Source organism: Pelagibius litoralis, assembly GCF_011683915.1.
Taxonomy (GTDB): domain Bacteria; phylum Pseudomonadota; class Alphaproteobacteria; order Kiloniellales; family Kiloniellaceae; genus Pelagibius; species Pelagibius litoralis.
Map to the genome: position 1 here is coordinate 128,061 of NZ_JAAQPH010000007.1, position 15,014 is coordinate 143,074.

The window sequence follows — 15,014 nt, forward strand, 5'->3', positions numbered from 1 at the left end:
GATGCTGGCCATTCGTACATTGACCGGGGGGCGCCGCCGTCCCCTTTGCCGGTGCCGCCTGGCGAGACAGAACGCCCCGATACCGCCCGCCTGCCGGATCTGCCCGGTTATGCGGTCGGCGACGATGTCGACCCGGTACCGCCAACGCTGGCCGGGCTGTTCGGTGGTGAGGTTCTTGATCGCATGCTGCATGTCGGTATGGCGCGGGTCACCGCGGGCATTTCACCCGCGGCCCTTGGCCTGGCCTTTGCCGATTGGTGGATGCATCTGGCCATGGCGCCGGCCAAGCAGGCCGAGCTTTCCCAACTGGCCTGGTCTCATGCCACCCGCCTGGCGCTCAACACGGCGCGCAGTGCCGGCGGTCTTGCCGCGCCGCCCTGCATCCGGCCCCAACATCGCGACAAGCGCTTCGACGACCCGGCCTGGCGGCGGCAGCCCTTCAACACCATCGCTCAGGGTTTCCTGCTGACCCAGCAGTGGTGGCAGGAAGCGACGACCGGTGTGCGCGGCGTCTCCCGGCATCACGAAGCGGTCGCTTCCTTTGTGGCGCGGCAGTTACTCGACGTTCTGTCGCCCTCCAACTACCTGGCGAGCAATCCCCTGCTGCTGCGCGAAACGGCGGAGCAGGGCGGGGCCAACCTCTATCAGGGATGGTTGAACGCGTTGGAGGACGGAGAGCGCCGCATGACCGGCCGCGGCCCGGCGGGCAGCGAGGCCTTTCGCCCGGGACGGACACTCGCGGTGACGCCGGGCAAGGTGGTCTACCGCAACGACCTGATGGAGTTGATCCAGTACAGCCCGACGACGGGGAAGGTCTACCGCGAGCCGCTGCTGATCGTCCCGGCCTGGATCATGAAGTACTACATTCTCGATCTTTCGCCCGGGAATTCGCTGATCCGCTATCTGGTGGGGCAGGGTCATACGGTTTTTGTGATTTCCTGGAAGAACCCTGGTTCCGAAGAACGCGATCTGGGTATGGACGACTACCGCCGCCTGGGGATCATGGCGGCGTTGGCCGCCGTCAACGCCATCCTGCCGGATCGCCAGGTCCATGCGGTTGGATACTGTCTGGGCGGCACGCTGTTGAGCATTGCCGCCGCCGCCATGTCTCGCGATGGCGACGACCGCCTGAAGTCGGTAACCCTGCTGGCCGCGCAGGCCGACTTCACCGAAGCCGGCGAGTTGATGCTGTTCATCGACGAGAGCCAGCTCACCTATCTGGAAGACATCATGTGGGCGCAGGGTTATCTGGACACCAGCCAGATGGCCGGCGCTTTCCAACTGCTGCGGTCCAACGATCTCATCTGGTCGCGGATGGTGCACGACTACTACTTCGGTAAGCGCAGCGATCAGTCGGACCTTATGGCATGGAACGCGGATGCCACGCGGATGCCCTATCGCATGCATTCGGAATACCTGCGCCGCCTGTTCCTCAACAACGACCTGGCGCAGGGCCGCTATGCGGTTGAGGGGCGGCCGGTGGCGCTCACCGACATCACGGTGCCGATCTTTGCGGTGGGAACCGCCAAGGACCATGTGGCGCCCTGGCGTTCGGTCTACAAGATCGTCTTGCTGACCGACACGGATGTCACTTTTCTGCTAACCAGCGGTGGTCACAATGCAGGGATCGTTACGCCACCGGGACACCCCCGGCGGATCTATCAGGTCGTTCGCCTGGGCTTTGAGGATGCCTATCTCGACCCTGACCGCTGGCGTGAGGCCGCGCCGGTGCACAAGGGCTCCTGGTGGCCGCAGTGGCAGGCCTGGTTGGCCGACCAGTCGGGCGCGCTGGTGGCGCCACCGCCGCTCGGCCGAGCCGAGGCTGGATATCCGGTGCTGGGGGAAGCGCCGGGCCGTTACGTGCATCAGGCCTGACCGGCGCGCTTCGGGTCAGGGGGGTTCCGGGGGCAGGGCGGCGATGTAGTCGCTGTGGACCCAGCCGGTCGCCTCCGGCTTGCCCTGCGCGTCGAGAACTTCGACGAAGGCCCATTTGCCCTGTTGCGACAGCAGGCTGAGGCGCGTGCCGGCGGCCAGCGGCGCCTCCGGCAGCTTGGCGCCGTCCAGTCCGGGCCTGTCACGGATGTTGAGATTGGCGGTGGTCTCAAAGAGCTGCGGCGCGTCGCTCTGGCGGCCCAGCGCGGCGGCACGGAAACTCTCCATGGGAAAGGCCGGCCCGGGGTCGGTCTTGCGGTCCGGGGCGACATCGTCGTGGCCCAGAACGTCGGCCAGATCATAGTGACGGCAGAGGGCGGTGGCGGCTTCAAGGGCGGTGGCGATCTGCGCCTCGCTGTAGCTGTGCCAGCCGCGCCGTCTGCCGCCGTTCTTGTGACGCGCCACCAGGACCTGGTCTTTGGGATAATCGCGGCCGAACCAGGCGCGCCATTGGTCGCCTTGGCGGTCCAGCGGGCCGGCGTTGTCCAGTTCGATGCCGATGGAGTGCCGGTTGAGCCCACTGAGGCCCTGCCAGCGGCTGACGCCGGCATGCCAGGCGATGCGGTTGAAGGGCACCAACTGGGCGATGGCGCCGTCGCGCCCGATCAGAAGATGGGCAGAGGCGCTGGACTCACGCTTCGTCATGTGGCGCAGCGAGCCTTCGAAAGAGCCGCCGGCAGTGTAGTGCATGATCAGGAAGCGCGGGGTCAGTACGCCGCTGCGGTTGGGGCTTTCCGCGTAACGAACGGGCTCCCCGCTGTCGAGATGCAGGCGGTGGCGGCGGATCTGCATGGCTTTCGTTCTCCCAATCGGCGTTTTCGTTCAGTCTATGGCAAAGCCCTAATGCATGACTGCGACACTCTGGTGGTATTCCTTTTGCTCATCGCTGGACTTCTGCCCCCTGCGGGCCCAAGTTCTAGCCATGCCTGAGATTGATGACGAAAACCAAGAACTTAACGAGGCGGACACCTCCCGCCTGTCGGGCCGTATGCGCCGCTATGCCAAGGTCGGTACCTCGGTCGGCGGGCTGGCCGCCCAGGTGGTGGGCGCGCGCTACCTTGGCATCGGCCTTGACCGGGGCAAGCATTCCTCGGATTTGAAGGCGGCGCTCGGTGGGCTGAAGGGCCCGCTGATGAAGGCGGCGCAGATCCTGGCTACCATTCCCGATGCCCTGCCCAAGGAGTATGCCGAGGAGTTGCGCCAGCTACAGTCCAACGCCCCCTCAATGGGCTGGCCCTTCGTGAAGCGGCGCATGCGTGCCGAACTGGGGCTGGACTGGCAGAAGAGATTCCAATCCTTCGAGCACGAAGCGGCGGCGGCGGCGTCCCTGGGCCAGGTGCACCGCGCGGTCGGCCCCGACGGGCGCGACCTTGCCTGCAAGCTGCAATACCCGGACATGCTTTCCGCCGTCGAGGCCGACCTGCAGCAGCTGAAGATTCTCTTCGGCATCTATCGCCGCTACGACAAGGCCATCGATCCGTCCAACGTCTATCACGAACTGGCCGAGCGCCTGCGTGAGGAACTGGACTACGAGCGCGAAGGCCGTCACATGCTGCTCTACAAGGACATGCTGTCGGACGAGGCCGGCGTGCACATTGCCGACCTGCTGCCGGAACTATCGACCCAGCGCCTGCTCACCATGACCTGGCTGGAGGGCAAGCCACTGCTCGACTTCGTGAAGGGTTGCGACAGCGTGGAGCAGCGCAACGCGGTGGCCATGAACATGTTCCGCTGCTGGTACGTGCCCTTCTATTACTACGGCATCATTCACGGCGATCCGCATCTCGGCAACTACACCATCCGCCAGGACGGCACGGTGAACCTGCTGGATTTCGGCTGTATCCGCGTGTTCCCGCCTGTTTTCGTAAAGGGCGTGATCGATCTCTATTTCGCGCTGGAGCGCGACGACCCGGAGCTGGCGGTGGAGGCCTACCGCACCTGGGGCTTCGACAATATCAGCAAGGATCTGCTGGCGGCGCTCAATCTCTGGGCCGCCTTCCTCTATGCCCCGCTGCTGGAGGACAAGCCGCAGCGGATCATGGGCGATAAGGGCAGCCTCTACGGCGCCGAAGTGGCGGGAGAGGTGCACAAGGAACTGCGCCGCCTGGGCGGCGTGACGCCGCCGCGTGAATTCGTGCTGATGGACCGCGCGGCGGTCGGCCTCGGTTCGGTCTTCATGCACCTGGACGCCGAGATCAACTGGCACCGGATGTTTCACGAACTGATCAGTGGCTTCGACGTGGATGCGTTGGAAAAGCGCCAGGCCAAGGTGCTGAAAGCCCAGAAGCTGCCACTGCCGGAGTGAGTGCTGGCCCGTCTCCAGCTCTGTATTTGCGCGCGAGCACTCCAGAGCGCGAACTTCAGCCGGGCTTCGCTTGTTTTGAGAAAACTTCGCCGACCCATTTGGTGATAGCCTGGATACGATCGAGATTGCGCAACTCTGAATGGACTAGCAACCAAAGCTCGCGGACCGGATAATCCGGGCTCTTGCTTGGTTTCGTTCTCCTCAGGCGGGGATCCCGGTCTGCGACCAGGCAGGGCAGCAGGGATTGCCCGTAGCCCGCCGCAACAGCCTCGAAGGCCGCTTCGGTGTCGTTGACTTTGAGCGGCGCTGCTTGACCTGAGTCTTTCCGCACCATCGCCGCCATCCAACGCGCCTGCGGGAGATGTGCCATCGTTTCTTCGTAGGTGACCCAAGGAAGGGATGCTGCTCCCATTTTGTCGTGAGAAGCAGCTGCGTAGGGAGCGTAGCGCAGCCCCTCTACGCGCCGTGCCTTGACTCGCATCCCGCCGCTTTGCGGTCGCGACAATCTAAGGGCCATGTCGGCCTCGCGCCGGGTCAGACTGAGGTCTCTGGCCTCGGCGACCAGTTCAACCCGCAACTTCGGATGTTGGTTGAGTAGCTGATTTGCCGTCGGGGCCAATACGCGGTTGATGATGAAGGGAACGGAAGTGAGCCGCACGACACCCGACACACCGCCGTCGCTCGACGGTGGAGTTACAAGGGCGCCGAGATCCTGTTCCATGCGTCCGGCGATGGCTGCCAAGGCTTCTCCAGCCTCGGTCAGTTCCAGGCGACCGTCCGACAGCCTCTGATAGAGGCGCCGACCCAATGCGATTTGCAGCGCCCCCAGTCGCCGCGAAACAGTGGTGTCGTCGACGCCGAGGAAGCGGGCGGCCTCAGCCAGCCGCTCCTTGCGGCTGATGGCCAGGACGTATCGCAGATCATTCCAGTTCAATGCCTGCATTGTTGCGCTTTCGTCTGCAAGATTTCGCCTAGATCATGCAGTTTTGCAGAGCTAGCGTCATCTGAAAACAGACTGAGCTATGGAGACGAAAGTGCCCTACGCCGTTCTATTCGAAGACAATCCCGACAAGGGAACCGACCTGCGTGCCCGGCATATGCCCGCGCACCTTGCCTTCCTTGAAAAGAATGCGGCAAAGATCACCGCCGCAGGTCCTCTCTTGTCGTCGCTGGGACAGCCGCAAGGCGGGCTCTGGCTTGTCGAGGCGGAAAGCGAAGAGGAGGTTGAGGCGCTGGTGAAGGAAGACCCGTTCTGGCCGACCGGCCTGCGGCTTTCGGTACGCGTTGTGACGTGGAAGCAGGTCTTTGCGGATGGTCAGCGCCTGATCTAGGGCGCTTTTGTAGTTGGCGCCGCCGCGCCTTCGCCTGCAGCCTTCTTCCTGCCGAGGCCTTCGCCGAGACGCTGCATTACCACGTAGAAGACCGGGGTGAAGAGCAGGGACATGATGGTGGCGGCGGCCATGCCGCCGACCACCGCGGTGCCGATGGCCTGGCGGCTGGCGGCGCCGGCGCCGGCGGCGATCACCAGCGGCATGAAGCCGGCGATGGAGGAAATGGCGGTCATCAGGATCGGGCGGAAGCGCAGCTTGGCGGCCGAGGCGGCGGCCTCCACGATCGACTTGCCCTCGGCGTGCTCGGCGCGTGCGAACTCGACGATCAGGATGGCGTTCTTGCTGGCCAGGCCGATCAGCAGCACGATGCCGATCTGGGTATAGACGTTGTTGTCGAACTGGCGCGCCAACAGCGCGGCGATGGTGCCGAGCAGGGCCAGGGGCACCACCAGGATGACCGCGGCGGGGCTGCTCCAGCTTTCGTACTGGGCCGCCAGCACCAGGAACACCAGCAGGATCGCCAGGGCAAAGACCATGATGGATTCCGATCCCACCTGCTTTTCCTGGAAGGAGATGCCGGTCCACTCAAAGCCCATGGCGGCGGGCAGCTTGGCGTCGGCGAGCTGCTCCATCAGGGTGAGTGCCTGGCCGGAGGAAAAGCCGGGCGCCGCCTGGCCGGTGATCGTCGCGCTGGGATAGAGGTTGTAGCGCACCACCGTCTGGGGGCCGAGGATCTCGTCCACCTTCACCAGGGTGCCCAGCGGCACCATGCCGCCGGCGGCGTTGCGCACGTCCAGCCGGCGAATGTCCTCGGCCTCGATGCGATATTGGTGATCGGCCTGCACCTGCACCTGCCAGGTACGGCCGAATTTGTTGAAGTCGTTCACGTAGGCCGAGCCGAGATAGGTCTGCAGAGTGCCGAAAACCTCGTTCAAGGATACTTCCAGGGACTTGGCTTTCACCCGGTCGACTTCCGCAAAGAGCTGCGGCACGTCGGCGCGGAAACTGGTGTTGAGGTTGGTGAGGCCGGTCTGTGCGGCACCGTCGATCACCATTTCCTGGGCCAGCTGCTGAAGCTGAACCAGGCCCAGGTCGCCGCGGTCCTGAAGCTGCATCTGAAAGCCGCCGGAGACGCCGAGGCCGGGAATGGCCGGCGGCGGAAAGGCAAAGGCGATGGCCTCCTGGATGCCGGACAGTCCGGTCTGCAACTTGCCGAGGATGGCAAACTGCGAAAGCTCAGGGGTCTGGCGCTCTTCCCAGGGTTTCATGGTGACGAAGATCGTGGCTGCGTTGGAGGCATTGGTGCCGTCGATCAGGGAGAAGCCGCCCAGGGAAACCCAGTTCTCGACACCGGGAATCTCGGCGACGATGGCATCGATCTTGTCGAGCACCGCGTTGGTGCGCTCCAGCGAGGCGGCATTGGGCAGTTGGACCGAGGCGATGAGATAGCCCTGATCCTCGATCGGCAGGAAGGCGGTCGGCAGCTTGCCGAACTGCCAGCCGGTCAGGGCGCCGAGACCGAGGAACAGCAGCATGACGATGGCGGTCATGCGCACCATCTTGTTGGTCAGCCAGGCATAGCCGTTTTCAGCTTTCAGGAAGGTGCTGTCGAAATTGCGAAAGAACCAGCCTTTCTTTTCTTTCGGCGGGCGCAGCAGCATGGCGGCCAGGGCCGGGCTCATGGTCAGGGCGTTGATCGAACTGAAGACCGTGGCGACGGCGATGGTGATGGCGAACTGGCGATACATCTGGCCGGTAATGCCGGGCAGGAAGGCGGCGGGAATGAAGACGGCCAGTAGTACCAGGGTGGTGGCGATGACGGCGCCGGAGACTTCGCGCATCGCCTGCATGGCCGCCTCGCGGGCTTTCATGCCGCGCTCGATGTGGGCGACCGTCGCTTCGACGACGACGATGGAATCGTCGACCACGATGCCGATGGCCAGCACCAGCCCGAAGAGGGTCAGCATGTTCAGCGAGAAACCCAGCACCCCCATCACGGCGAAGGTGCCGATCAGCGAGACCGGGATGGCGACGGCTGGGATGATGGTGGCGCGCCAATCCTGCAGGAACAGGAAGAGTACCAGAAAGACCAGGCCTGCTGCCTGGAACAGGGTGATGTAGACCTCCTCGATCGACTTCTCGACGAAGATCGTCGTGTCGTAGGGGACCTTGTAGACCATCGCTTCCGGGAAACGGGTGCTCAACTCGTCCATGGCCGCCCGCACGTCCTGTGCGACCTGCAGGGCGTTGGCGCCGGGCAACTGGTAGACGGCGATGGAGGCCGACGGCGACCCGCTGATGCGTGAGGTGATGTTATAGCTCTTGCCGCCCAGTTCGATGCGGGAGATGTCCCTCAGATAGGTGATGCCGCCGTCACCGCCGTGCTTGACGATGATGTTCTCGAACTGACTGACGTCGCTCAGGCGGCCCAGAACATTCACCGCGTACTGGAACGATTGACCCGACGGCGCCGGCGGCTGGCCGATCTGGCCGGCGGCGACCTGGACGTTCTGCTCGCGAATGGCGCTGACCACTTCGCTGGTGGTCAGGCCGCGCGACTTCAGGGCGCTGGGATCGAGCCAGATGCGCATGGCGTAGTTGCTGGCCGGGAAGACGAAGACCTCCCCGACACCGTCGATGCGGCTGAGGGTGTCGACGGCCTGAAGCGTTGCGTAGTTGCTGAGGAACAGCTCGTCGTAGCGGTTGTCCTCGGAATAGAGCGAGGCGATCAGGATGATGTTGCTGGATTTCTTCTTGGTGCTGACCCCCTGTCGAACGACCTCCTCCGGCAGGTTCGCCTCGGCCAGGGCAACCCGGTTCTGCACCAGGATCTGGGCGAGGTCGAGATCGGCCCCGACCTCGAAGGTGACGGTCAGGCTGTAGGAGCCGTCGCTGGCGCTGGTCGACGACATGTAGATCATGCCCTCGACGCCGTTGACCTGCTGTTCGATGGGCGAAGCGACGGTCTCCGCCACCACCTGCGCGTTGGCCCCGGGATAGGCGGCGGAGACCTGAACCGTCGGCGGCGTGATTTCCGGGAATTGTTCGATCGGCAGGCCGAAGACCGTGACGATACCGGCGATCACAATGACGATGGAAATCACCGACGCGAAGATCGGCCGCTGGATGAAGAACTGGGAGAACATGGTGGTGGTTCTCCGCTACCGGGTGGCGCTTTGGGCGGCGCCCAGGGCGGTCGCCGTAAAGGCGGCCATCTCCGCTTCCTCCGGTGCAACGAGCGAGCCCGCGCGGATCCGCTGAATGCCGTTCACCACCACCTTTTCCCCCGCGCTCAGGCCTTCTTCGATTACCCGCAGACCGTCGATCAATTGACCGATGGTCACGCTGCGCTTCTCGATTTGGTTCTCGGCGCCCAGTACATAGATAAAGCGGCCGCTCTGGTCGGAACTGATCGCCCGTTCGGTGACCAGGGGCAGGCCCTGGCGTTCGGTGACCGGAACCCGAACCCGGGCAAACAGCCCGGAAATCAGCGGGGCGAGGGCCCCAGGATTGTCGAAGCTTGCACGCAGTTGCAGGGTGCCGGTTTCCGGATTCAGGGCCGATTCGGCAAAGTCGAGGATGCCGACGAAGGGATAGTCCGACTGATCGCCGGTCGCCATTTCGACCCGCAGGCGGCCCTGTGCAGACGGCGCCGTGCCGGCGGCTTTCTCGGCCTCGGCGCGGTACTGCTCCATGCCCAACAGCAGGTCCCTTTCGTTGATGTTGAAGTAGACGAACATGGGGTCGTTTTCGGTGATGGTGGTCAGCAGGGTCGCCTCGCCCTCGCCAACCAGATTGCCGGCATCCACCAGGTTGCGCCCGACCCGCCCGCTGATGGGTGCGCGGATGTCGGTATATTCCAGGTCCAGTTCGGCCTGACGCAGGGCAGCCTGTTTCACTGCCACTTCGGCAGCCGTGGTGCGGGCGGCCGCTTCCGCCTCGTCCAGACTGGCCTGGGATATGTTGCCACGCTTGATCAGGGTCTGGGCGCGCTCCAGCGACCGGTCGGCCTCGACCTTCTTGGCCTTGGCGCTGCTCACTTCGGCCTTGGCGATTTCCAGATCGGCAAGGTATTCGCGCTGGTCGATCTGGAACAGCGGGTCCCCTTCGCTCACCTGACTGCCGGACTGGAAAGAAATGGTCTTCAGCTCGCCCACCACGCGGGCGCGCACCTCTACGATGGCCGCAGCCTGGGTGGTGCCGGTGAAGTAGAGATAGTCGGTCACGTCCTGGATCGCCGGTGGCGCAACCGTCACTTTGGGGGGCGGCGGCTCGACGTAGGTGTTGCTTTCCCCGCAGGCGGCCAGGGCGACGACGGCGAGAAGCACCGGCAGGCATCGTATCATTGTGTGCAGATCCTTGCATGCGATCACTGTAAGCGTTCAGCTTAGCGCAGGTTTTAGGGTGCTGGCTATCGACCATCGTCAAAAGCGATGGATCGATGTTCTTACACCGATGTCAAACAAACAAGATACGCGAATAGTATGCTGCGCGATTCAATTTTGGGCCGACAGGGTGATGCACCTTTTGCGTCGCTGGTCTTGCCGCTAGAGTGACCGGCACCTCCGCGCCCGCCCAGTGAAGTCGGGCCGGTACATTCGCTGAAGATGATAGACGACCGTGACGGTGACGGTCATCGCAGGCGAGCGCAAAAGCCGGGCCGGACTGGACCTGAGATGGCGGACAACACCCTATTCGTCGATGACTTCCTGGCCTATACCATCGGCATCGTTGTCTATTTCCTGGGCATGCGGCTGAACGGGCGCATCGCCTTTCTGCGCAGCTATAACATCCCTGAACCGGTGACCGGCGGCATCCTGGCGGCACTGGTGCTGTTGGCGATCTTCCTGGCGACCGGTAAGGAGGTCGTCTACGACCTGGAAACCCGGGACACGCTCCTGGTCTATTTCTTCACGACCATCGGCCTCAATGCCCGCCTGTCCGATCTGCTGTCCGGCGGCCGGCCTCTGGTTATTCTGCTGGCCCTGACGCTTACCTACATCGTTTTTCAAAATGTCGTCGGCGTCGTTGCTGCGCAGGCTATGGGACAACCGAACGCCATCGGCGTGCTGGTGGGCTCCGCCTCGCTGATCGGCGGACATGGCACCACCATCGCCTGGGCGCCGGAGATCGCCGCCAGTTACGGCGTGCCCAATGCCCTGGAGATCGGCGTCGCCGCCGCAACCCTCGGCCTGGTGCTCGCCAGCCTGCTCGGCGGGCCCATCGCAAAATACCTGATGGCGCGCCATAAGATCGCGGATGCAGAGACCGACGGCCTTCTGGTCGGGATCGCCCACGAAAGGGAAGATACCGAGCAGATCAACCACGTCAGCATCATGGGCGTGATCCTGGTGATGCATGTCGCCATCATCATCGGCTACTTCCTCAACGAAGCCTTGGCCGAGGCGGGACTGAAGCTGCCGCTCTTCGTCTCTTGTCTGCTGGTGGCGATCCTGCTGTCGAACACGGTGCCCCGCCTGCTGCCCCGGATGCACTGGCCGGCCCGGACCAGGGCGCTTGCCGTCGTCTCGGATTTCTCGCTCGGCCTGTTCATCGCCATGTCGCTGATGAGCATGCAGCTCTGGTCCATTGCGGACCTCGCGGGCCCGTTGCTGGTTCTCCTGGCCTTGCAGGCGCTTGCCGCGGTGGCCTTTATTCTGCTGGTGCTGTTCCCGCTGATGGGCCGTGACTATCTGGCGACGGTGTTGAGCGCGGGCTTTGCCGGCTTCTGCCTGGGGGCGACGCCCACGGCCATCGCCAATATGACGGCGGTCACCAAAACCCACGGTCCGGCACCGACGGCCTTCATCATCCTGCCGCTGGTCGGCGCCTTCTTCGTCGATATCACCAATGCCTTCGTCATCCGGTTCTTCCTGGGGCTATAAATTTTATCGCCGAAGAACAGCAGACAGCCGTCCGGGTCTTTCACGTGGAGCTCGCGCATGCCATAGGCTTGGTCGAAGGGCGAGCGCAGGCGGCCTTCGGGCAAGGCTTCCAGGGCTTTGGAGTCATCGCAGTGTAACAATTGCAGGCCGATGGCCGGCCCTTTCATGACGATGCCCAGGCTGGCGTCATCCGCCAGAAAGCGCGTATCGAAGCCCAGAACATCCGCGTAAAACGCGATACCTGCGCGCACATCGCGGACCGGCACGATGGTCATTGCATTTTCGATTGCCGGCCCTGTTTGTTCTTTCGGCATCCTTTGCCCCCTTATCGAAGCCTTAACCCGATCGCGATCAAATAGGCGATCGTCGATGCAATGAACAGTCGTTTGAGCCAGATGCCAGAGATTGTCGAGACCCGTCACGCCCGTCCGGCAGCCCTATTTCGGTTTGCCGTGATTCTGCGCGGTGAGGATTTTGCTACGGATGGTGCCGAGGGTACCTCCGAGCGGATCGGGTTTTATATCGTGCGCACCGCCACGGCCGCCGATCAGGCGACCGCCGAGCAATTGGCCCTCTTCGATCTCGAAGCGGAAATCCGTTCCAGTGCGACCCTGCAGGAATACTTCACCGCGACCGGTTCCATCGCTGTCGAAGAGGTCGCGCTGCTTGACGACGACATCGATGACAGCAACAGCGGATTCATTTTCTACCGGATGTGAGCGGCCCGCTTGATCTGGGTGCCGGCCGCCGCCGTCGTTGTCGTGACGGCGGGGTATTTGGTTTTTAGGTTCGCTCGACTGATTTCCGGGATTGCACCCAGGTTGGAACGAAAGTGTCGGGATCGATTCCGGGCCGATCATCGAAGCTGACGCCGTTGGCGGTCAGCAGGGAATGCAAGCTGCCGTTCTTATGAGCTTCGAAGAGCTCGCTGCATCCACCGACAAAGGTCTCGCCAACAAAGATCTGGGGAATGGTGCGGCAACCGGTGCGGGCGGTAAGACCGGTGCGGATACGGCCGCCCAGATCGCCTGGTTGAAGATCCACTGAATCCAGATCGACCGAACGGCAGGGCACGCGAAGTTGGGCGAAGAATCGCCGCACCGACCAGCAGAACTCGCACCATTCGAGCGCGAACATGACGACCGGGTTGGTTGGGTCACCAATCGCCCTTGCAAGATAGGTGGCTGCCTCCGCATCAATCTTGGGGGACTCCTTCGCGATGCTTGCCGTTGTCGTGCTGCTGGCCGGCTTTGTAGGCGTTGTGTCAAAGCGGGCTGAGGGTGTCGACGTCGATATCGCCATTTCCTCTTCGTTCATATCCACATTGATGTCCTCAAAAAGAGCTGTGCTGAGGTAACGTTCGCCGGTGTCCGGCAGCATGCAGAGGATGGTGCTGCCGCTGGGTGCGGTTCGGCTCAGTTCCAGTGCACCGGCAAAGGTGGCGCCGCCGCTGATACCGGTAAGGATGCCTTCTTCGCGCGCCAGCGCCCGTGACTGGCGCAGGGCTTCGTTGCCGTTCACCGGGATCACCCGGTCGATCAGTTTGGTTGCAACCGCCTGTTCGGTCAGGCTGGAGATGAAATCCGGACTCCAACCCTGCATCAGGTGTGGCCGGAATCTCGGATGGCTTGCGCGGGGCGTGCCGTCGGGGTGTCGTTCCTGGGCGATGCCGCTGCCCAGAATCGGGACGTTGTCCGGTTCGCATACGACGATCTGCGTTTCCGGCCGTTCGCTCGCCAGGACCCGCGCGACCCCCTTCAGCGTCCCGCCGGTCCCGAAACCGGTTACCCAGTAATCCAGGCGCGCGGCCGAAAAGTCTTTCAGAATCTCCTGGGCGGTGGTGCGCGAATGCATCTCGGCATTGGCCTCGTTGTCGAATTGGCGGCAGAGAAACCAACCGTGCCGCTCTGCCAGCTCGATTGCCTTGGCCAGCATGCCGCTGCCCTTGTCGGCTGCGGGTGTAAGCACCACCTTGGCGCCGAAGAACCGCAGCAGCTTGCGCCGTTCCAGGCTGAAATTCTCCGCCATGGTGACGACCAGGGGATAGCCCTTGCGGGCGCAGACCATGGCCAGGCCGATACCGGTGTTGCCGCTGGTTGCTTCGATTACCGTCTGTCCGGGCGCCAGCAGGCCGCGGCGCTCTGCATCCTCGATGACGCCGAGGGCGAGGCGGTCCTTCACCGAGCCCATGGGGTTGAAGGCCTCCAGCTTGGCGTAGAGGTCGATGCCGTCGGGGGCCAGTTTCTCGATCTTGACGACCGGTGTGTTGCCGACCGTTTCCAGAATGTTGGCGAATTTGCGGTTCATTGCGCTCTAACCTGAAAAGGAACGACCCCGGCCGCGCGCTCACTGCGGTGGGCGACTGTGGGGGCGGGCGACAGCAGGGTCAGGGTGGCCGGTACCAGGGGCGATACCGGGCGCCGGTCGGAAAACACACCGGTTGTCTGTGACTGGTTCATCGTCCCGCAGATCACCGCATCGCCTTGCGGCCAGTACAGCGCGAAGGACTTCAGAAAACCGGTGTGCCCCCAGAGCTCGCCGAATCCGGGCAGGCCCAGCGCCGTGAGATCAAAGCGGCGCAGGCCGAGCCCGTAGTCGACGCCGGCTTCGCCGGTTGGATGCCAGGACTGCATCTGCACCCGGCTCTGAGTCTGCTGGAAGATGCCGCTGTCCGCAAAGGCACGCAGAAAGCGCGCGAGGTCTCCGGCGGTCACCACCAAGCCGCCGCTGCCCCAATCGGCCGAGGTGCTGCGCAGGCTGCCGTAGTCCGTGTCGCCGACGAAGGGGTTCGCCGGGCCGCGTTCCGGCGTCACCGGTCTCGGCTCTTCGCGGTAGAGCAGATAGCTGTGGGCCATACCCAAGGGCTCGAAGATTCTCCGTCGATAGGCATGGTGCAGGGGTTCGCCGGTAACCGCCTCAATCACCAGGCCGGCGAGCAGGAAGCCAGTATCGGAGTAGTGCCAGCCGGTCCCGGGCGCGAAGCGCGGTGCCATCCTGGGCTTGAACCAGGCGATGACCTTCCGGGGGTCCCACAGGCGATGCGGATCTGCTGCCATCTCGGCGACGAAGGGCGGCTTGCCGTCGGGATCCGGCGGGCCATCGCCGAAGAAGTCGGCGATCCCGCTGGTGTGGCTGAGCAACTGGCGCAGGGTGAGGCTTGCACCGTGGTCTCGTCCGTCGTGGATGTGGAGGCCGTCGGTCAGTGTCTCTTCCAGGTAGTGGCCGATGCCGGTATCGAGGTCGACAAGACCTTCTTCCGCCAATTGCAGGCAGAGCGTCGCGGTGAACATCTTGGTGATGCTCGCGGCGTGAAAGGCATCGTCAACCCGCAAAACGAACCCTCGACGGGGGTCGCAGTAGCCGGCGGCGCCTTCCCAGGTGAAATCGGGTGTTTCGACGCGTAGGATGACACCGGGAATACTCTGGTCATTGCCGACCGTACGGTCGACCAGTGCCTGAAGGCTGCGGGCTGTGTCGTGTGTTGACGATAGACTCATGAACGTATCCCTGTTGTGCGGCTACGGCGTCCGGCAGGCCCCAAGGAGCGGAGCCTGCCATGTT

Annotated in this window: 11 protein-coding genes; 5 read left to right on the plus strand and 6 right to left on the minus strand. The window is 63.6% G+C overall.

What is annotated here, in order from left to right; translation table 11 throughout:
* Positions 1-51: 51 nt before the first annotated feature.
* The gene (locus tag HBA54_RS11080; protein WP_322096028.1) at positions 52-1,875 is read left to right on the plus strand and encodes a PHA/PHB synthase family protein; all 1,824 of its coding nucleotides are present in this window, start codon (positions 52-54) and stop codon (positions 1,873-1,875) included.
* A gap of 15 nt (positions 1,876-1,890) precedes the next feature.
* Here the strand turns inward: HBA54_RS11080 and HBA54_RS11085 are convergent, their stop codons facing one another.
* A complete protein-coding gene (locus HBA54_RS11085) occupies positions 1,891-2,724 on the minus strand; it encodes an N-acetylmuramoyl-L-alanine amidase (protein WP_167224408.1) in 834 nt (277 codons plus the stop codon).
* A gap of 130 nt (positions 2,725-2,854) precedes the next feature.
* Here HBA54_RS11085 and HBA54_RS11090 point away from each other — a divergent pair, with 130 nt between their 5' ends.
* Entirely contained in the window at positions 2,855-4,237 is a 1,383-nt protein-coding gene (locus HBA54_RS11090) for an ABC1 kinase family protein (RefSeq protein ID WP_167224410.1), read from the plus strand.
* Between the two features lie 55 nt (positions 4,238-4,292).
* Here HBA54_RS11090 and HBA54_RS11095 read toward each other — a convergent pair whose 3' ends face one another.
* Positions 4,293-5,180 carry a LysR family transcriptional regulator gene (locus HBA54_RS11095; RefSeq protein WP_167224412.1) on the minus strand — a complete coding sequence of 296 codons (888 nt, stop codon included), beginning with the start codon at positions 5,178-5,180 and terminating at the stop codon, positions 4,293-4,295.
* A gap of 79 nt (positions 5,181-5,259) precedes the next feature.
* Between HBA54_RS11095 and HBA54_RS11100 the strand changes: the two genes are divergently transcribed.
* Positions 5,260-5,568, plus strand: a complete 309-nt coding sequence (locus HBA54_RS11100; RefSeq protein WP_167224414.1) for a YciI family protein — start codon at positions 5,260-5,262, stop codon at positions 5,566-5,568.
* On the opposite strand, the gene HBA54_RS11105 is transcribed toward HBA54_RS11100, so the two are convergent.
* Both HBA54_RS11105 and HBA54_RS11110 read right to left on the minus strand, forming a co-directional pair.
* Positions 5,565-8,714, minus strand: coding sequence for an efflux RND transporter permease subunit (locus tag HBA54_RS11105; protein WP_167224416.1), 3,150 nt, complete (start codon positions 8,712-8,714; stop codon positions 5,565-5,567). The two genes, HBA54_RS11100 and HBA54_RS11105, sit on opposite strands and share 4 nt — an antisense overlap.
* Before the next feature lie 15 nt (positions 8,715-8,729).
* Positions 8,730-9,914 (minus strand): efflux RND transporter periplasmic adaptor subunit, encoded by a 1,185-nt coding sequence (locus HBA54_RS11110; RefSeq protein WP_167224418.1) that lies wholly within the window; start codon positions 9,912-9,914, stop codon positions 8,730-8,732.
* A 330-nt stretch (positions 9,915-10,244) separates the two neighbouring features.
* Here HBA54_RS11110 and gltS point away from each other — a divergent pair, with 330 nt between their 5' ends.
* Complete coding sequence (gene gltS, locus HBA54_RS11115; protein ID WP_167224420.1) at positions 10,245-11,453, plus strand: sodium/glutamate symporter; 1,209 nt, start codon at positions 10,245-10,247, stop codon at positions 11,451-11,453.
* A gap of 386 nt (positions 11,454-11,839) precedes the next feature.
* On the plus strand, positions 11,840-12,172 hold the full coding sequence (locus tag HBA54_RS11120) for a hypothetical protein (protein ID WP_167224422.1): 333 nt from the start codon (positions 11,840-11,842) through the stop codon (positions 12,170-12,172).
* A 64-nt stretch (positions 12,173-12,236) separates the two neighbouring features.
* On the opposite strand, the gene HBA54_RS11125 is transcribed toward HBA54_RS11120, so the two are convergent.
* Together HBA54_RS11125 and HBA54_RS11130 are read right to left on the minus strand one after the other, a co-directional pair.
* Positions 12,237-13,760, minus strand: coding sequence for a pyridoxal-phosphate dependent enzyme (locus HBA54_RS11125; protein WP_167224424.1), 1,524 nt, complete (start codon positions 13,758-13,760; stop codon positions 12,237-12,239).
* Positions 13,757-14,950, minus strand: coding sequence for a serine hydrolase domain-containing protein (locus HBA54_RS11130; protein WP_167224426.1), 1,194 nt, complete (start codon positions 14,948-14,950; stop codon positions 13,757-13,759). The genes HBA54_RS11125 and HBA54_RS11130 overlap by 4 nt, the downstream gene beginning before the upstream one ends.
* Between the last annotated feature and the right edge of the window lie 64 nt (positions 14,951-15,014).

Excerpts from the sequence above, each read along its gene's own strand:
- HBA54_RS11085 (WP_167224408.1), bottom strand. The coding sequence starts at position 2,724 with ATGCAGATCCGCCGCCACCGCCTGCATCTCGACAGCGGGGAGCCCGTT.
- HBA54_RS11090 (WP_167224410.1), top strand. The coding sequence starts at position 2,855 with ATGCCTGAGATTGATGACGAAAACCAAGAACTTAACGAGGCGGACACC.
- HBA54_RS11095 (WP_167224412.1), bottom strand. The coding sequence starts at position 5,180 with ATGCAGGCATTGAACTGGAATGATCTGCGATACGTCCTGGCCATCAGC.
- HBA54_RS11100 (WP_167224414.1), top strand. The coding sequence starts at position 5,260 with ATGGAGACGAAAGTGCCCTACGCCGTTCTATTCGAAGACAATCCCGAC.
- HBA54_RS11105 (WP_167224416.1), bottom strand. The coding sequence starts at position 8,714 with ATGTTCTCCCAGTTCTTCATCCAGCGGCCGATCTTCGCGTCGGTGATT.
- HBA54_RS11110 (WP_167224418.1), bottom strand. The coding sequence starts at position 9,914 with ATGATACGATGCCTGCCGGTGCTTCTCGCCGTCGTCGCCCTGGCCGCC.
- gltS (WP_167224420.1), top strand. The coding sequence starts at position 10,245 with ATGGCGGACAACACCCTATTCGTCGATGACTTCCTGGCCTATACCATC.
- HBA54_RS11125 (WP_167224424.1), bottom strand. The coding sequence starts at position 13,760 with ATGAACCGCAAATTCGCCAACATTCTGGAAACGGTCGGCAACACACCG.
- HBA54_RS11130 (WP_167224426.1), bottom strand. The coding sequence starts at position 14,950 with ATGAGTCTATCGTCAACACACGACACAGCCCGCAGCCTTCAGGCACTG.